Source organism: Salmonella sp. 5800 (assembly GCF_046558195.1).
Lineage (GTDB): Bacteria > Pseudomonadota > Gammaproteobacteria > Enterobacterales > Enterobacteriaceae > Salmonella > Salmonella enterica.
In genome coordinates, this window is sequence record NZ_JBGDOX010000013.1 from 64,482 (window position 1) to 81,589 (window position 17,108).

Consider the following 17,108-nt stretch of genomic DNA (forward strand, 5'->3'; position numbering starts at 1 on the left):
GCGTCCGGCCTAATCTTTACAAATTCTTTGCACTTCCCTGCAGTTCCAGACACAGCCAGCCGCCATAATTCTTATTTCCTCTTTTATAAAAATAACCACATAATAATCATGGGTTTATTATAATGTTCAACAATACGCGACTCTCTCGCTGGTGGGCGTTGCTTGCGCTTACCGCGACCATCATGCTTGCCCTTCCCGCGCAGGCGAATACGTGGCCTCTTCCGCCCCCCGGCAGTCGACTGGTGGGAGAAAATAAATTCCATGTCGTTGAAGACGACGGCGGCTCGCTGGAGGCGATCGCCAAAAAATATAACGTGGGCTTTTTAGCCCTGTTACAGGCCAACCCCGGCATTGATCCTTACGTGCCACGCGCAGGCAGCGTGCTAACGATTCCGCTGCAAACGCTGCTACCGGACGCGCCACGTGAAGGTATCGTCATTAACCTCGCGGAATTACGGCTTTACTATTATCAACCGGGGAAAAATACGGTCACGGTCTACCCTATCGGGATTGGCCAACTGGGCGGCGATACCCTGACGCCAACGATGGTGACGACCATTTCGGATAAACGCGCCAATCCAACCTGGACGCCGACCGCCAATATTCGCGCCCGTTATAAAGCGCAAGGCATCGATCTCCCCGCCGTGGTGCCTGCCGGTCCCGATAACCCAATGGGGCATCACGCGATTCGTTTAGCGGCCTACGGCGGCGTCTATCTGTTACATGGCACGAATGCCGATTTTGGCATTGGTATGCGCGTCAGTTCCGGCTGTATCCGTCTGCGCGACGGTGATATAGAGACATTGTTCCGTCAGGTCACGCCGGGAACCAAAGTGAATATAATCAATACGCCGATTAAAGCCTCGGTGGAGCCAGGCGGCGTGCGACTGGTGGAAGTTCATCAGCCGCTGTCTAAAAATATAGGCGACGATCCACAGGTGCTGCCGATTGTGCTGAATGGCCCGATGCAGGCCTTTAAGGACGCGCCGCAGACCGACGCCGCGGTGATGGAACATGTTATGGAAGTGCGCTCCGGAATGCCGGTGGATGTAACCCGTCAATCAGAGGCGAAACCGCAGTCGCTGTAAGCGTGAATAGCTGACCGACAAAAAAGCCTCGCGATGCATCGCGAGGCTTTCTCTTTTTATTGTGGCAATCGCAGCGGCATTAATGAGGGTTAATGCTTACTTATAGATTACCGCCGTACCGTGGAGGGTATTCGGGCCGGTAACAGAGGTAATACGGAAAGACTTCGCCCCCATCTCCTGCGCTTTTTGCGCCAGCTGATCTTCCAGCGAGCCCAGATTCGTGCCGCCATTCGCGGAAATGGTGCCGAACTTCTGTTGACCTTCTGGCGTTGCCTGAACTTCAACGGCGGCGAAGCTGGCGAATGAGAGCGAACTCAGTACGGCAGCAGCGATGAGGGTTTTTACGTTTTTCATAGTGATGACCTTTAGCAGATGAATGGGTGTCGTAAGAATTAACTTAACGATCGATAAGTTAATCATAGATGTGATCTACATCACACGTCAACTTCTTTTTATAATGATCGTTATATAATTTATAAAGATGTTATTTTTCATGTGAATAGAATTGATTTATTTTTCTAATGAATACTCTGGAGCCAGAAGTGGTTTGTTTTTATAATAGAGAGACCGCTCTTTAAACAGGTACAACGGCATCATGACAACGGATACCACGAGTTGCGCGAAGAAAAGCCGTGGCCGACCAAAAGTGTTCGACAGGGAAGCCGCGCTTGATAAGGCCATGACTCTCTTCTGGCAGCACGGCTATGAAGCAACTTCGCTTGCCGATCTCGTAGAGGCTACCGGGGCGAAAGCGCCTACTCTCTATGCGGAATTCACTAACAAAGAAGGATTATTTCGCGCTGTCCTGGATCGCTACATCACTCGCTTTGCCTCAAAGCACGAAGCCCAGCTCTTTTGTGAAGAGAAAAGCGTGGAATCGGCGCTGGAAGATTACTTCACAGAAATTGCCGCCTGCTTTACCAGTACAGACACGCCGGCTGGCTGCTTTATGATTAATACGTCCGCCACCCTGGCCGCCTCCTCGCGCGATATCGCCCGCACGGTAAAATCACGCCACGCCATGCAGGAACAGACGCTCATCCAGTTTCTGCGCCAACGTCAGGAGCGCGGTGAAATTCCGGCGCACTGTAACCCGCAGGCGCTCGCAGAATATATAAACTGTATTTTACAGGGAATGTCGATCAGCGCCCGTGAAGGTGCCACCTTCGAACAACTGATGCAAATTACGCGTACGACTCTGCGCATCTGGCCTGAACTGCTCAAGTCCTGAACGACGCGGCTTCGGATAAAAAAAAGCCCCTCAGCCTGAGCGAATGAGGGGCTAACTTGCAGAGTACAGCTTTTTTATGCTTTGTTATTCAAAACCAGTTGGCCATTGCCGTCGAGGGGAATTTGCGTTCCGGGGTCTTTATCCATGCGGATTTTGCCCTGCTGATCGCCAATTTTGTAGGTCACGTCGTAGCCAAGCATCTTTTCAGATTTGTCATACACCGTCTTACAGCGTTGCTGCGTGGTAGTGTAGGTATCACTTTCTTGCATTGATCCCTGGATTTGATTGCCAGCATAACCGCCGCCCAGCGCCCCGACGACCGTCGCCACATCTTTACCACGACCGCCGCCAAATTGATGTCCAATCACGCCGCCTGCTACTGCGCCAAGCACCGAGCCGGCAATACGGTTTTCGTCCTGAACCGGTCTACGATGCGTGACCGTGACATTACGGCACTCCTGACGCGGCGTTTTTACCGTCTCTTTAATCGGTTTAGCCGATATCACCTGCGCATATTGCGGACCACGATCAAATACGTTGAGACTGGCCACTGCCGCCACACCCAGCGCAGCCGCTACGCCAATCCCTATACCCGCCAACATTGATTTATTCACGGGAGTTCCTCCTTCGTTGCTATTGGTAACAATTTTGCAACCAGTATGCGAACAAAGCCAATCGGAATGAGGATGAAAAATGCGGGATGAGGCGGTAAAGCTGAAGGATTCGGACAACTCCGAAGCAAGAGATGGAGAAGCGCTCACCGGCGCGAGCAGCCGGTGAGGCGCAGAGAAATTAATGCAGTTTCAGGCGCGGACGAATGACGCGGTTAATACTGCCCACCAGCATCATCAGGCCGGTTTTAAAGTATCCATGCAGCGCTATCTGGTGCATACGGTATAGCGAGATATACACGAAGCGGGCGATACGTCCTTCAATCATCATTGAACCGCGGGTCAGGTTCCCCATCAGACTACCCACGGTAGAGAAGTTGGACAGAGAGACCAGCGATCCATGGTCTTTATACTGGTAAGCTTTCAGCGGTTTGCCATTCATCTGCGCCAGAATGTTATTCATCGCGCAGGTAGCCATCTGATGCGCCGCCTGAGCGCGAGGCGGCACAAAACCTCCCTCCGGACGTGCGCAGGAAGCGCAGTCGCCAATCGCATAAATATCAGGATCGCGCGTGGTTTGCAGCGTCGGTTCCACCACCAGTTGGTTAATGCGGTTCGTTTCCAGACCACCAATCTCTTTCATAAAATCCGGCGCTTTGATACCCGCCGCCCACACCATCAGATCGGCCTGAATATATTCACCTTCTTTCGTATGCAGACCGCCTTCGTCGGCGCTGGTGACCATAGTTTGCGTCAGCACGCGAACGCCCAGTTTGGTCAGTTCATTATGCGCGGCGCTGGAGATACGCGGCGGCAACGCAGGCAGAATACGCTCGCCAGCCTCAACCAACGTCACGTTCAGCGCGTCGTTGGTCAGCCCCTTATAACCATAGCTATGCAGCTGTTTTACCGCATTATGCAGTTCAGCCGACAGCTCAACCCCCGTCGCACCACCGCCAACGATGGCGATATTGACCTTACCGTTCGCGCCCAGATTAGCCGAATACTTGAGGAACAGGTTCAGCATCTCCTGGTGAAAACGGCGCGCCTGATGCGGGTTATCGAGGAAGATACAGTGCTCTTTCACGCCCGGCGTGTTGAAATCATTAGAGGTGCTGCCCAGCGCCATCACCAGCGTGTCATACGCGATTTTGCGCTCCGGCACCAGCAGTTCGCCCTTTTCATCACGCAACTCGGCAATAGTGATGGTTTTCGCTTCGCGATCGATATCCATCACCGACCCCAGCTGGAACTGGAAACCATGATTGCGCGCATGGGCCAGATAGCTCAGCGCATCCACGCCTTCGTCCAGAGAGCCAGTCGCCACTTCGTGCAGCAATGGTTTCCACAGATGGCTGTGATTTCTGTCTACCAGCGTGATTTTCGCTTTTTTCTTGCGCCCCAGTTTATGGCCTAACTGCGTCGCCATTTCCAGCCCGCCAGCGCCGCCGCCGACAATCACGATCTTTTTTAATGGTGTAGTCAACGTGACCCCCTTAAATTTATTAACCAATTGTTAATTAAAAGTTATTAGCATAGCCTTTAATTAACAACAAGTTACGTTAATGAGAATAAGCTTCTGATATGAGAATAGCATGAACGGTGCATTGGTCATACCAAAATTGATGTGCATCAAGTTTTCATGCTGAAAAGATAGACAGTTTGCGAGAATTGAGCATAAAAAAACCAGCCGCAAGGCTGGTTATCCGGTCACTGATAACGCCATATTGCCGGATGGCGTTATCCCAGCGTTTTAAACGCTTTGATACGTTGCAAATGCGGCGAAATATTTTTGAATTTGTGAGTCTGTTCCTCATCCCACACAATTTCATAATACGGGTGAAGCGCTTGCGCTGAGCGTTGGCTGTCCAGCGCTTCGTCATGACGCGAGAGGATCACCAGACAACGATCGCGATTTTTTTCGCGAAAGTTGGTCACGCACTTTGTAGCGATGTCCGCATATTCTTCCGGGCGATCGATTTTCCCCTCCATGTTTTCATAGGGGAACAGGTTCGGGTTAAAAACCACCTGACGGATATCGCACAAAAAGCCAATCCGCTCCGCCCAGTAACCGCCCAGCCCCACGCCACAGATTAAAGGGCGCTCGTCCACATTCAACTGCAACATTTTGTCCACTTCTTTCAGCAGATGCTGCATATCGTGCTTAGGATGCCGCGTACTGTAGCTTACCAGCCGAACATCCGGGTCGATAAACTGTAATTGCAACACTTTTTCATGGTTGCCCGGACTATTTGAATCAAAACCGTGTAAATAAATAATCATCTGGCACCCTCACGAAAACTCGAGTTAATGACCTGCTTTTTCTTCCTGCCAGCGTTCATGTAACTGGTTGAGCTGGGCGCTGGCTGTTTTCCAGCGTGCTGAGTCCATGAGCTCCCGGCGTGAAAATGAACCTTTATGATACAAACGTGTAACACGCTCTGCTTTGATCGGCGACAGATTATCCAGCACGCTGACTGCGCCTTTACGATTATTGCAGACCAGAATCATATCGCAACCCGCATCCAGTGACGCCTGAGCGCGCTCAGCATAGCTGCCCATAATCGCCGCGCCCTCCATAGACAGATCGTCGGAGAAAATGACGCCGTCAAAGCCTAACTCCTGACGCAACACCGTTTTCAGCCAGTACGGCGAACCACTTGCCGGGCGTGGATCGATAGCGCGGTAGATCACGTGGGCAGGCATAATCGCATCCAGTTTATTCTCGCTAATCAGCGTGCGGAACACCGACATATCTTTGCCACGGATGTCCGTTTCAGGACGTGGATCGCACGGCGTCTCTTTGTGGGAGTCCGCCGTGACTGCGCCGTGGCCGGGGAAATGCTTACCGGTCGTTTTCATCCCGGCGTCATGCATGCCGTCAATAAAGCGCGTTGCCATTGCCAACGCTTTTGTGGGATCGGCATGATAGGAGCGCTCGCCAATTGCCGCGCTGATATGCCCGACATCCAGCACTGGCGCAAAACTGATATCAATATCCATCGCGATCATTTCGCTGGCCATCAGCCACCCTGCCTCCTGCGCCAGTCGCCCCCCCTCTTCCAGCCCATGCAGCGCAAAAAAAGATTGCGCCGCGGGCAGGCGGGTAAACCCTTCACGGAAACGCTGTACGCGCCCGCCTTCCTGATCGACGGCCACCACCAGATGGTTACGCGATGCCGCCCGAATCTGGCGCACTAATTCGCGCAACTGTTCCGGGTCATGGTAATTACGCGTGAACAGAATAAGCCCGCCAACCAGCGGATGCGCCAGTATCTCGCGCTCCTCCGCATCCAGCTCACATCCTTCGACATTCAACATTACTGGGCCCACACAGCTCTCCTTATCCTTTCATACGTAGCTGGCGCCAGGTTTCATCGGCCAGCCTGATAAATTGTTGCTCGCCGGTTTGTCGCCAGCGGTATTCGAACCACCCTGCTTTTAGCATAATGACCCAGGGGTGCCATAATCGTATCTGTCGCCATAGCTGCCGGGCGTCGATTCGCGCGCGCGCGGCATAAGCGTCTGCCAGTTGTCGGTGCTGGCGTTCATCCTCAACCCATACTGCCGCCAGCTCCAACGCAATATCGCCGTCGCCGGCATACTCCCAGTCAATCAGTCTCAACCCGGCGGACGTTAATACTATATTGTCGCCATGGACATCCATATGCAAAGGCGCGAGCCGCAGCGGGCGAGGTTCACCTTTTTTTTGCAACTGTTTGAGCCGCCGCAACCAAAACGGCGTACGCCTTGCCGGATCGCAACACGACCAGTACTGCGCCAATAGTGGCGATAGCGCGATACGCCAGCCAAAACGCGGCTGTTGATGCAAATGATACAGTAAGGCCGCCAGTTCGTCGGCATCTGGCAGAGCGGAATTTACCACACCATGCAGATATTCTACCGCCATCCAGCCCGGCGTATAAAAAAGCGCTCGCGGCGCCAGACTGGCCGGCAATTGGGATAAGGCGCGGTGATGACGTAAAAAATGGGCTGGTGGAGCGTCGGGGTCGTGATGACGGCGCAGCACGATACGGTGAGTATCGTAAGCAATAATACAGCTCCCGCCGCTTAGCCCCTGCGATGCGGCGACGGCGGGACGATACTGGGGAAAATAGCGCGACAGGATCTCGTCGCGCGTTAAGGGATTATTGTTGTTGGACCGCACCTTTACCTGACCAGATTATCTCGCCAGTTTGCACCAGCATTAACTGCATCTGTAATGCAGGCGCGTTAACGTTACCGGATGCGCTGGAGTAAAGTACATATTGCGCCCCGACATTGCGCGCAATGCCAATAGCTTTACTGCGCGTTCCCAGACTATCCTGCGGAGACAACCCTAACTGTTGTTTTGCCATCGCGAGTTGCTGTACGGAGACCAGCGTAAATTTACCGTTGTTCGCCAGCGCATTACGTAACGTTTCCGTTGCCTCGTTCGCATTTAACGACCCATTCGTCCGGTTATTCACGCTGTCGACAAGCAATACGCTTCCGGCTGTCACGCCATCAGCCTGCAACATTTTGCTGACCAGCGGTTGCATCGCGCCGTTCCAGTCATAGTGGCGCACCTTAGGCGCTGGCTGGCCCGTTTGATCTTCATGTTCGATCGGCCCCGGTTGCTGTGGAATGGTTGGCACAGACGGCACAACAGGAGGCTGCGGCGGCTGCGCGGGTTGTTCTGGCGCTGGTTTTACCTCTTCAACTGGCGCAGGTTGACGTTGCGCCATACACCCGGAGAGAAATATCGCCAGCGCAGCAATGGCAGCGTAGCGATGCATTTTTGTCATCAAAATTCACTCCTCACAAATAAAGATAAAGCCTGACCTTATGCGCCCCCAGATAATTGGCGCTGCCAAATAGCGTTACCGACGAACGCGCGGGTATGGTTACGCTACGCGGCGCCTCCAGCGGATGCATCTCCAGCCCCCGCGCGTCATACCAGTAAAACCGATAATGAACGGTTATGGGCTCTTGCCTTTCGTTATAGACGCGGGAAGAGGCTGATGGCTGGATATCAGACGCCGTCAGTTCAGGCGGCTCTGCGGTGACGCCCGCCGCCAGAACCGTGGACTCCATCACCAGCGACTGCGCGTCGCTTACCGGAATTTCAGGGTGTGACCGGCAGCCGGTAAGCAGCAGCAAGCCCAGAGAAACCGCGATGCATCCTTTGATCATACTTACAAGCCTTTATGCGCCAGCATCGGGCCTAGCGGGCGGCCGCCCAGTAGGTGCATATGGATATGATAAACCTCCTGGCCCCCATGACGGTTGGTATTCATGATTAAACGATACCCATCTTCGGCAATGCCTTCCTGTTCGGCGATTTTCGCCGCCACGGTGATCATCCGACCTAACGCCTGTTCATGTTCCGCCGTCACGTCATTGACGGTTGGGATCAGGATATTGGGAATAATCAAGATATGCGTCGGCGCCTGCGGTGAAATATCACGAAAGGCGGTGACCAGCTCATCCTGATAAACGATATCCGAAGGGATTTCACGACGAATAATTTTGCTGAATATAGTTTCTTCTGCCACGACGTTTTCCTTTTTCATAATAGCCCTTGCAGCGCACATGCTACGCCGAGCCATACTGCGAGTATAGAGTATGAGCGAGTTACCGACGCTCTTTCAACTTTAACCCACGATTTATTAAGCGAAAAATGACTACATGCTGGACTTACCGCCATATCCCCCTGCCATGACGCCTTTGTACGCTTAAAAAATATTTCTAGTTTCCCTGGTTATACCGTTTTACACATTTAATACAAATGCGTATATTTCTCATTTGCATTTTTATGCGCATTAACTAGCAAAGAATGAAAAGGTTCAACGTCATACGTCCTGAACTTACCCCAATAACAAGCAAGGATTTTCAGATGTCTTTCATTCAATACCGCCGGGACAAACACCTTCCGTCCACCGCCGCACCGTCGCTGTTAGCTATGGGTATGGCGATGGCATTTATGCCTGCCGCCTTCGCGGCTGAGGATACCGTTATTGTCGAAGGCGCGACGACCGCTGACGCCGTAAACCGTGAAGAACAGGATTACAGCGTGAAAACGACCGCAGCGGGCACCAAAATGCCGATGACTCAGCGCGATATCCCGCAGTCGGTCAGTATTGTCAGCCAACAGCGTATGGAAGACCAGCAGTTGCAAACCCTGGGCGAGGTGATGACCAATACGCTGGGGATCAGCGGAAGCCAGGCTGACTCCGATCGCATCAGCTATTACTCGCGCGGGTTTGAAATTGACAACTATATGGTTGACGGTATTCCAACGTATTTTGAGTCCCGCTGGAATCTGGGCGATGCGCTAACGGATACCGCGCTGTATGAGCGCGTGGAGGTGGTTCGCGGCGCGAATGGGCTGATGACCGGAACCGGCAATCCTTCTGCCTCAATTAATATGATCCGTAAACACGCCTCCAGTCGGGAGTTCAAAGGTAACGTCTCCACAGAATACGGTAGCTGGAATAAGCAGCGTTACGTCATGGATCTGCAAAGTCCGCTCACCGCAGACGGTAATGTCCGTGGGCGCATCGTGGCGGGTTATCAGAATAATGATTCCTGGCTGGACCGCTATAACAGTGAGAAAGCGTTCTTTTCCGGAATTATCGATGCCGATCTGGGTGCAACCACCAGCCTTTCAGCTGGTTATGAATATCAAAAAATTGATGTCAACAGCCCAACCTGGGGCGGTCTGCCGCGCTGGAACACCGATGGCAGCAAAAATAGCTATGACCGCGCGCGTAGTACCGCCCCGGACTGGGCTTATAACAACAAAGAGATAAATAAATTCTTCGTCACGTTTAAACAGCGTTTTGCCGAAAGCTGGCAGGCGACCCTGAATGCGACCCATACTGAGGTCAAATTCGACAGTAAAATGATGTATATCGATGCGTTAGTCGATAAAGAGACAGGTACGCTGGTGAGTCCTTATGGCGCAAGCTACCCCGTGGTCGGCGGTACGGGCTGGAACAGCGGCAAGCGCAAAGTAGATGCCATAGATCTCTTTGCCGATGGCGCTTATGAGCTGTTTGGCCGTCAGCACAATATGATGTTTGGCGGCAGTTATAGTAAACAGAATAACCGCTATTTTAGCGCCTGGGCGAACGTCTTTCCGGACGACATTGGCAACTTCAGCGCCTTTAACGGTAATTTCCCCCAAACCCACTGGGCGCCACAAAATCTGGCGCAGGACGATACCACGCATATGAAATCGCTGTATGCCGCTACGCGCATTTCGCTGGCCGACCCGCTGCATCTGATTCTCGGCGCTCGTTATACCAACTGGCGTGTTGATACACTGACCTACAGCATGGAGAAAAACCATACCACGCCGTATGCCGGGCTGATTTATGATATCAACGACAACTGGTCCGCTTATGCCAGTTATACCTCTATCTTTCAGCCGCAGAATAAACGCGACAAAGCGGGTCAATATCTGGCTCCGATTACCGGTAATAACTATGAAGCGGGTCTGAAGTCCGACTGGATGAACAGCCGCCTCACCACCACGTTGTCCGTGTTCCGCATTGAGCAGAATAACGTCGCTCAGGCAACCACTATTCCCATCCCTGGCAGTAATGGGGAGTTTGCCTGGAAGTCTACTGACGGAACGGTGAGCAAAGGCGTCGAATTTGAAGTAAACGGCGCAATTACCGATAACTGGCAGATGACTTTCGGGGCTACCCGGTATGTTGCCGAGGACAATGAAGGTAACGCCGTGAACCCTAATCTTCCGCGCACCAGCGTGAAGTTATTCACCCGCTATCGTCTGCCGGCGATACCGGAGCTGACGGTCGGCGGCGGCGTGAACTGGCAGAATCGGGTTTACAAAGATACCACGACGCCGTACGGCACTTTCCGCGCCGAACAGGGCAGCTATGCGCTGGTCGATCTGTTTACCCGCTATCAGGTGACGAAAAATTTCTCCGTACAGGGAAACATCAACAACCTGTTTGATAAAACCTACGACACCAATATTGATGGTTCCATTGTTTACGGCGCGCCGCGTAACGTCAGCCTCACCGCCAATTATCAGTTCTGACAGACTGTCGGAGAGCGGCATGTAAAGCGCCATTAAAAAAGGCAGCCGAATGGCTGCCTTAATTCTCCCCAACATCATTACTGCTTAGCTGTTACGGATGTACTCATCCATTTCCGTTTTCAGGTTATCGGATTTCGTACCGAAAATAGCCTGAACGCCGGAACCCGCGACGACAACGCCTGCCGCACCCAGTTTCTTCAGGCCAGCCTGATCCACTTTCGCTACATCGGCTACGCTCACGCGCAGACGCGTGATACAGGCATCCAGGTTAGTGATGTTCTCTTTACCGCCAAACGCCGCAACCAAAGCCGGCGCCATTTCGCTGGTCGCGCCCGCTTTTGCGTCATCAGTAGTGTCTTCACGACCCGGCGTTTTCAGATCCAGCGCTTTGATCAGCACGCGGAACACGGTGTAGTACACAATCGCATAACCGGCGCCAACAATCGGGAACAGCCACAATTTGCTGCTGTTACCGGACAGCACGATAAAGTCGATCAGACCGTGGGAGAACGACGTACCGTCACGCATCCCCAGCAGGATACAGATCGGGAATGCCAGACCTGCCAGAATCGCGTGAATGATGTACAGGATCGGCGCCACGAACATGAAGGAGAACTCGATAGGCTCGGTAATACCCGTCAAAAACGAGGTCAGCGCGGCGGAAATCATGATACCGCCCACTTTTGCGCGGTTTTCCGGTTTAGCAGAGTGCCAGATAGCAATGGCCGCAGCCGGCAGACCGTACATTTTGAACAGGAAGCCGCCAGACAACATACCCGCCGTCGGGTCGCCCGCCATATAGCGCGGAATGTCGCCGTGGAATACCTGACCCGCTGCGTTGGTGTATTCGCCGATCTGCATCTGGAAAGGAACGTTCCAGATATGATGCAGACCAAACGGCACCAGGCAACGCTCGATAAAACCGTAAATACCAAACGCGACAACCGGATTCTGATAAGCCGCCCACTGCGAGAACGCCTGGATAGCCGTACCGATTGGCGGCCATACGAAAGACAGCACCACACCGGTAAAAATAGCGGCCAGACCCGAAATGATCGGCACGAAGCGTTTGCCCGCAAAGAAGCCCAGATACTCAGGCAGTTTGATACGGTAGAAGCGGTTAAACATATACGCTGCGATCGCACCGGAGATAATCCCCCCGAGAACACCCGTATCAGCAAGGTGTTTAGCGGCGATCTCTTCAGCAGGTAAATGCAGAACCAGCGGCGCAACCACAGCCATGGTTTTCACCATGATGCCATACGCTACTACCGCCGCCAGAGCCGAAACGCCGTCGTTGTTGGTGAAGCCCAACGCTACGCCGATAGCGAAAATCAGCGGCATATTGGCAAAAACAGATCCGCCCGCTTCTGCCATAACGTGCGATACAACGGCTGGCAGCCAGCTGAAGTTAGCGGAACCGACACCCAGCAGGATACCTGCGATAGGGAGTACGGATACCGGCAGCATCAGCGATTTACCGACCTTTTGCAGGTTAGCAAATGCATTCTTAAACATAATTGAGAGTGCTCCTGAGTATTTGTGCTTTTCTACGTTCTCACGCATTGGCGAGGGGGGAGAACCCCGCCGTGGACAGGACATCTAAGTGCCCTTTTATTTATTACACAGAGTAAAATAAATACGTCTGATTTTGTTTGACGGCTATCACGTTTCAGCGCCAGATAGCCTAAAAAGTATCACATTCTGCCAAAATGAGTTTCCGAATGTTTCTATAAGCTCGCTCACCGCCCCTTTTGTGGCGGTGAACTTTACGCGCTTTGCTTATTAATTACGAGCTTTAAAAAAACTCGTTTAACGGATTGATGACAGGCGAGACGCGTCAATATGGAACAGGCGAGCAAAGTTATCGGTGGTGATCTGCGCCAGTTCTTCAACGGCAACCCCTTTCAATACCGCCATATATTCTGCGACGTCGCGTACCATCGCAGGCTGGTTCTCTTTACCGCGATGCGGCACCGGCGCCAGATAAGGAGAATCGGTCTCGACTAATAACCGATCCAGCGGCACATAGCGCGCCGCATCACGCAACTGTTCAGCGTTACGGAACGTTACGATGCCGGAAAAAGAGATATAAAACCCCAGATCCAGCAATTTGCCGGCCGTTTCTCTGTCTTCTGTAAAACAGTGTAGTACGCCGCCGCAATCCGTCACTTTTTCTTCGCGCAGGATAGCCAGCGTATCGGCACGCGCGTCGCGAGTATGGACAATCACCGGTTTATGCAATTCGCGGCCAATCTGGATATGATGAATAAAAGACGCCTGCTGGCGGATTTTGGTCTCAGGCGTGTAAAAGTAATCAAGCCCGGTCTCGCCCATCGCCACCACATCGTCTTCTGCAGCAAGGAGGCGCAGTTCTTCTACGTCATATGCTTCATCCTGATTTAACGGATGCACGCCGCAGGAAAAGACCACATTATCGCGCTTGCCCACCAGCTCGCGCATATGGCGATACCCCGGCAGCGTCGTCGCCACCGCTAAACAGAACTTCACATCGCGCGCGGCGGCTTTTGCCAGCACATCGTCCACGTCCTTATGCAAAGATTGATAATCCAGACCATCAAGATGGCAGTGTGAGTCGACTAAAAACATAATGTCTCTCTCAAAGATGAGGAACAGGCAACAAGGTGCCTGGTTGCAGGTAATGCTCGATGCGGAGAATGAGATCGGTTAATACCAGTTCGCGGTTTAATCCGGTCACATGAAGTAATTGATCACGACAATGACAAACATCGTTCAGGATTGCCTGAATACGCGCCGGGGATAGCGGCCCCGCCAGCGCGGCAACAACCGCGTCCGCATCAACGTTTGTCAGGTACGACGCGCCGTGCTGACGTTTCAGCGCGTCTACCAGCAGCGTCGCCAGCCAGTGCAGGCGCGCCGGGGCTTGCTCATGATTGAGCGCCGTTAATAACGCATACCAGTCGCCCGTATGTAAACTGTCCATTAACGCCTGACACAGCGCCTCACGCTGCGCCCAGCGTTCAGACTGCAACAGCGCCAGCGCGGCGCCGGGCGACCCCGCATTCAGGCGTAGTGCCGTGAGCAATGCTTCTTGTGACGCCGTCACTTCTCGCGATAGCCATGACATCGCATACGATTCGGACGGCGGCGCCAGATGATGCAGCCGGCAGCGGCTGCGTAATGTCGCCAACAGACGAGCAGGCTCCGGGCTGGCAAGGAAAAACCAGGTTTGCTCCGGCGGCTCTTCCAGCGTTTTGAGCAACGCATTGGCGGCGGCGTCGGTTAATAGCGCCGCATCCGCAATCCACACCACCTTCGCGCCGCCCAGACGGGAGTGCTCGTACAATTTCTCGCTGACCTCGCGTACCGCATCTACGCCGAGGCTGCTTTTGCCTTTATCCGGCGTCAGCGTGTAATAGTCCGGATGCGTGCCAGCCTGCATAAGCTGACAGCCACGGCAATGCCCACAGCTTTTGTGGCCCTCAGGCTGCTGGCATAACAGATAACGGCTCAGCGCATAGCACAGCGCCTCGTCGCCCATGCCAGGTAAGGCCTGAATCAGTAGCGCATGGTGCCCACGTCCCGCCTGGTAACTTTCTACCAGTTTTTCATAGGCGGGCCGTAACCATGGATACCATTTCATGCCGCTTGCTCCTGCACCCACTTCGTCACCGTGGCGCGAATGTCGCGCATGACGGCATCCAGCGGCTGGGTCGCGTCAATGGTGCGGATACGCGAGTCTTGCGCCGCCAGTTCCAGATAGCGCGCGCGAGTCCGGTTAAAGAAATCAAAAGATTCCTGCTCAATGCGATCCAAATCGCCGCGCGCTCTGGCGCGTTTTAGCCCGACTTCCGGCGTGACATCCAGATACAGCGTCAGGTCAGGGCGAAAATCGCCCAGCACGGCATCGCGTAGTGTCGCCAGCATGGTTTGATCAATGCCGCGCCCTCCCCCCTGATACGCCTGGGTTGAGAGATCGTGGCGATCGCCGATCACCCATATGCCTTGCGCCAGCGCGGGTTTGATTACCGTTTCGACGAGCTGTACGCGAGCGGCATAAAACATCAGCACTTCCGCTTTATCGGTAATCACTTCGTCGCCTACCGATCGAATATCCAGCACCAGACTTCGTAGTTTTTCGGCAAGCTGCGTACCGCCCGGCTCACGGGTAAAAATCATGTTACGAATACCCAGTTGCTCAAGGGTCTCCACCACCACGTCGCGCGCAGTGGTTTTTCCGGCGCCTTCCAGGCCCTCGATGACGATATAATTACTGCCCATTTTTTTCCTTAAGCACTTTCAGGTACTCCTGCACTGACCGATTATGGCTGGCAAGATTGGTGTTAAATGTGTGACCGCCTTTACCGTCGGCCACAAAATAGAGATACGGCGTTTTCGCCGGATGCGCCGCCGCCTGCAATGACGCTTCGCTGGGCGATGCAATCGGTCCTGGCGGCAGCCCGGTTATGGTATACGTGTTATAAGCCGTCGGCTTTTCCAGATCCGCACGCGACAAGTTACCATTATAACTCGTCCCCATCCCGTAAATCACGGTGGGATCGGTCTGAAGGCGCATACCGATTCTCAGGCGATTAATAAAGACTGAGGCCACCTGATCGCGTTCGCTGGCGACAGCCGTCTCTTTTTCAATAATCGAGGCCATTGTCACCAGTTGGTTCTGATCTTTATAAGGCAGCCCCTCGGCCCGACCTTTCCAGACAGTATCGACAGCTTTCACCATCTTTTGATGCGCTCGCTTGAGAATAGCGACATCGCTGGTGTTGGCGGTATACATCCAGGTATCAGGCCAGAACCACCCTTCTACCCATTCCGGGTGCGCAAGCTTTAATGCCTGAGCGACAGTGGCGTAGTCATCATCCGGCAATGTATGGCGAATATACGGCGCCTCTCGTAACTGTTTCAGGTAATCGCTAAGGCGCATCCCTTCCACAAACCGCAACGGGAATTGCGCTTCTTTGCCGCTCTCCAGCAACTCAAGCATCTCCCGTACGGTCATCCCCGGCGTAAAACGGTAAGTTCCCGCTTTAAAGTGCGATAACTCAGGCTCCACGCGCAGCAGCCACTGAAATACCCGGGGACGATTAATGATTTTTTCATCATAAAGCTGGTCGCCAAGCGCCAGCCGCCCCGTTCCCGCCTTGAGCGTAAAGATAGTCTCGTTTTTAATAAGTAACGTGCTGTTCGCCAGATGGCGAACTTTCCACATCCCCACGCCCGCGGCAATACCCAGCACAACCAACAGCAGAAGGAAAACGCCTGACAATTTTTTCATAACTAATTCGGATGCTCACAAAATGGGGCTAAAAATTGAAACAGTGTTCGCGAAGAATACGACGTCCCGTGATAGGCGCGTATGGGAATAATCGGCATTAGCGCGTTGCAGATGATAATCTCATCCGCCTGCCTGACTGCCTCCTCTCTCGCCTGTACTTCAATAACCTGGAAAGGAGATTGCGCCAGTTGGCGTAAACAAAATTGTCGCATAATGCCGTTCACCCCGGCCTGATCCAGACGCGGCGTAAAAACAATGTCGCCTGTACGCCAGAACAAATTAGCCGCACAGCATTCCGTAACCCATCCCTCGCTGTCAAGAACCAGCGCCTCATCGGCGTCCGTCTGCTCAAGATGAGAGCGAATCAACACCTGTTCGAGGCGGTTCAGATGTTTTAATCCGGCAAGATAAGGATTGCGCCCAAGCGGTATGGGACTAAGGGTAAGAGTGATGCCTTGCTTACGCCACTGAGAATAATAAGCGGGATAAGCAGAAACGGAGAGGATTCGGGTAGCTGCCTGACAATTCATGGCGCTGTATCCCCGGCCGCCGCTACCACGGCTAATGATCACTTTCAACACGCCTGAATCATGCCCTGTGGCCAACATTGTCATCTCTTGCCGAAGGGTCGACCAATGGCTAAAAGCGATCCGTAATTTTTCACAGGCAACCTGCAAGCGCTGAAGATGCGCTTCCAGATGGCAAATGTTGCCATCAACAATACGTGCGGTCGTAAAACTGCCATCGCCGAACTGCGTCGCCCGGTCGCTTACAGCAAGTTGATCCTGCGCATGGCCATTAATTAAAAACATAGTGGCTCCTTATCCGTCGCCTGCTAGTGTGGCAGGAT

Annotated in this window: 18 protein-coding genes; 3 read left to right on the top strand and 15 right to left on the bottom strand. The window is 53.2% G+C overall.

Translation table 11 applies throughout. The annotated features are described in order from the left end of the window. Positions 1-122: 122 nt before the first annotated feature. Positions 123-1,088 carry a L,D-transpeptidase family protein gene (locus ACLJZ5_RS19950; protein WP_000482969.1) on the top strand — a complete coding sequence of 322 codons (966 nt, stop codon included), beginning with the start codon at positions 123-125 and terminating at the stop codon, positions 1,086-1,088. 96 nt (positions 1,089-1,184) lie between these two features. Here the strand turns inward: ACLJZ5_RS19950 and bhsA are convergent, their stop codons facing one another. Beyond that, on the bottom strand, positions 1,185-1,442 hold the full coding sequence (gene bhsA / locus ACLJZ5_RS19955) for a multiple stress resistance protein BhsA (protein WP_000800159.1): 258 nt from the start codon (positions 1,440-1,442) through the stop codon (positions 1,185-1,187). 241 nt (positions 1,443-1,683) lie between these two features. Between bhsA and comR the strand changes: the two genes are divergently transcribed. Continuing rightward, complete coding sequence (comR, locus tag ACLJZ5_RS19960; protein WP_000205986.1) at positions 1,684-2,319, top strand: TetR family copper-responsive transcriptional repressor ComR; 636 nt, start codon at positions 1,684-1,686, stop codon at positions 2,317-2,319. A gap of 74 nt (positions 2,320-2,393) precedes the next feature. Here comR and ACLJZ5_RS19965 read toward each other — a convergent pair whose 3' ends face one another. From ACLJZ5_RS19965 to hinT, 8 genes are all read right to left on the bottom strand, one after another. After that, a complete protein-coding gene (locus ACLJZ5_RS19965) occupies positions 2,394-2,933 on the bottom strand; it encodes a glycine zipper 2TM domain-containing protein (RefSeq protein WP_001043449.1) in 540 nt (179 codons plus the stop codon). A 178-nt stretch (positions 2,934-3,111) separates the two neighbouring features. After that, positions 3,112-4,416, bottom strand: coding sequence for an NADH-quinone dehydrogenase (ndh, locus tag ACLJZ5_RS19970; protein WP_000211053.1), 1,305 nt, complete (start codon positions 4,414-4,416; stop codon positions 3,112-3,114). A gap of 254 nt (positions 4,417-4,670) precedes the next feature. Then, positions 4,671-5,213, bottom strand: a complete 543-nt coding sequence (gene ycfP, locus ACLJZ5_RS19975) for an alpha/beta hydrolase YcfP (protein WP_000587945.1) — start codon at positions 5,211-5,213, stop codon at positions 4,671-4,673. A gap of 24 nt (positions 5,214-5,237) precedes the next feature. Further along, entirely contained in the window at positions 5,238-6,263 is a 1,026-nt protein-coding gene (nagZ, locus tag ACLJZ5_RS19980) for a beta-N-acetylhexosaminidase (RefSeq protein ID WP_024797583.1), read from the bottom strand. Positions 6,264-6,273: 10 nt separating this feature from the next. Continuing rightward, a complete protein-coding gene (gene thiK / locus ACLJZ5_RS19985) occupies positions 6,274-7,098 on the bottom strand; it encodes a thiamine kinase (RefSeq protein ID WP_024797584.1) in 825 nt (274 codons plus the stop codon). Continuing rightward, the gene (lpoB, locus tag ACLJZ5_RS19990) at positions 7,079-7,717 is read right to left on the bottom strand and encodes a penicillin-binding protein activator LpoB (protein ID WP_000164355.1); all 639 of its coding nucleotides are present in this window, start codon (positions 7,715-7,717) and stop codon (positions 7,079-7,081) included. The genes thiK and lpoB overlap by 20 nt, the downstream gene beginning before the upstream one ends. 13 nt (positions 7,718-7,730) lie before the next feature. Beyond that, positions 7,731-8,105: a YcfL family protein gene (locus tag ACLJZ5_RS19995; RefSeq protein ID WP_000589563.1), complete on the bottom strand. Its 375-nt coding sequence runs from the start codon at positions 8,103-8,105 to the stop codon at positions 7,731-7,733. A gap of 2 nt (positions 8,106-8,107) precedes the next feature. Next, positions 8,108-8,467, bottom strand: a complete 360-nt coding sequence (gene hinT, locus ACLJZ5_RS20000) for a purine nucleoside phosphoramidase (RefSeq protein ID WP_001532068.1) — start codon at positions 8,465-8,467, stop codon at positions 8,108-8,110. Between the two features lie 341 nt (positions 8,468-8,808). Here hinT and fhuE point away from each other — a divergent pair, with 341 nt between their 5' ends. Beyond that, the gene (gene fhuE, locus ACLJZ5_RS20005) at positions 8,809-10,983 is read left to right on the top strand and encodes a ferric-rhodotorulic acid/ferric-coprogen receptor FhuE (protein WP_024797585.1); all 2,175 of its coding nucleotides are present in this window, start codon (positions 8,809-8,811) and stop codon (positions 10,981-10,983) included. 84 nt (positions 10,984-11,067) lie between these two features. On the opposite strand, the gene ptsG is transcribed toward fhuE, so the two are convergent. The 6 genes from ptsG to pabC all read right to left on the bottom strand — a co-directional run bounded on the left by ptsG (position 11,068) and on the right by pabC (position 17,070). Beyond that, a complete protein-coding gene (ptsG, locus tag ACLJZ5_RS20010; RefSeq protein ID WP_000475705.1) occupies positions 11,068-12,501 on the bottom strand; it encodes a PTS glucose transporter subunit IIBC in 1,434 nt (477 codons plus the stop codon). 294 nt (positions 12,502-12,795) lie between these two features. Next, the gene (locus tag ACLJZ5_RS20015; protein ID WP_000480268.1) at positions 12,796-13,593 is read right to left on the bottom strand and encodes a metal-dependent hydrolase; all 798 of its coding nucleotides are present in this window, start codon (positions 13,591-13,593) and stop codon (positions 12,796-12,798) included. A 10-nt stretch (positions 13,594-13,603) separates the two neighbouring features. Next, on the bottom strand, positions 13,604-14,608 hold the full coding sequence (gene holB, locus ACLJZ5_RS20020; protein WP_000872450.1) for a DNA polymerase III subunit delta': 1,005 nt from the start codon (positions 14,606-14,608) through the stop codon (positions 13,604-13,606). Further along, entirely contained in the window at positions 14,605-15,246 is a 642-nt protein-coding gene (gene tmk / locus ACLJZ5_RS20025) for a dTMP kinase (RefSeq protein WP_000535396.1), read from the bottom strand. The genes holB and tmk overlap by 4 nt, the downstream gene beginning before the upstream one ends. Beyond that, a complete protein-coding gene (gene yceG, locus ACLJZ5_RS20030) occupies positions 15,236-16,258 on the bottom strand; it encodes a cell division protein YceG (RefSeq protein ID WP_000736459.1) in 1,023 nt (340 codons plus the stop codon). Before yceG ends, tmk begins: the two co-directional genes overlap by 11 nt. Positions 16,259-16,260: 2 nt before the next feature. After that, positions 16,261-17,070, bottom strand: coding sequence for an aminodeoxychorismate lyase (gene pabC, locus ACLJZ5_RS20035; protein ID WP_000478659.1), 810 nt, complete (start codon positions 17,068-17,070; stop codon positions 16,261-16,263). Between the last annotated feature and the right edge of the window lie 38 nt (positions 17,071-17,108).

Bases quoted from the DNA above. Each gene is read 5' to 3' on its own strand.
- ACLJZ5_RS19950 (WP_000482969.1), top strand. From the start codon at position 123: ATGTTCAACAATACGCGACTCTCTCGCTGGTGGGCGTTGCTTGCGCTT.
- bhsA (WP_000800159.1), bottom strand. From the start codon at position 1,442: ATGAAAAACGTAAAAACCCTCATCGCTGCTGCCGTACTGAGTTCGCTC.
- comR (WP_000205986.1), top strand. From the start codon at position 1,684: ATGACAACGGATACCACGAGTTGCGCGAAGAAAAGCCGTGGCCGACCA.
- ycfP (WP_000587945.1), bottom strand. From the start codon at position 5,213: ATGATTATTTATTTACACGGTTTTGATTCAAATAGTCCGGGCAACCAT.
- lpoB (WP_000164355.1), bottom strand. From the start codon at position 7,717: ATGACAAAAATGCATCGCTACGCTGCCATTGCTGCGCTGGCGATATTT.
- ACLJZ5_RS19995 (WP_000589563.1), bottom strand. From the start codon at position 8,105: ATGATCAAAGGATGCATCGCGGTTTCTCTGGGCTTGCTGCTGCTTACC.
- fhuE (WP_024797585.1), top strand. From the start codon at position 8,809: ATGTCTTTCATTCAATACCGCCGGGACAAACACCTTCCGTCCACCGCC.
- ptsG (WP_000475705.1), bottom strand. From the start codon at position 12,501: ATGTTTAAGAATGCATTTGCTAACCTGCAAAAGGTCGGTAAATCGCTG.
- ACLJZ5_RS20015 (WP_000480268.1), bottom strand. From the start codon at position 13,593: ATGTTTTTAGTCGACTCACACTGCCATCTTGATGGTCTGGATTATCAA.
- holB (WP_000872450.1), bottom strand. From the start codon at position 14,608: ATGAAATGGTATCCATGGTTACGGCCCGCCTATGAAAAACTGGTAGAA.
- tmk (WP_000535396.1), bottom strand. From the start codon at position 15,246: ATGGGCAGTAATTATATCGTCATCGAGGGCCTGGAAGGCGCCGGAAAA.
- yceG (WP_000736459.1), bottom strand. From the start codon at position 16,258: ATGAAAAAATTGTCAGGCGTTTTCCTTCTGCTGTTGGTTGTGCTGGGT.
- pabC (WP_000478659.1), bottom strand. From the start codon at position 17,070: ATGTTTTTAATTAATGGCCATGCGCAGGATCAACTTGCTGTAAGCGAC.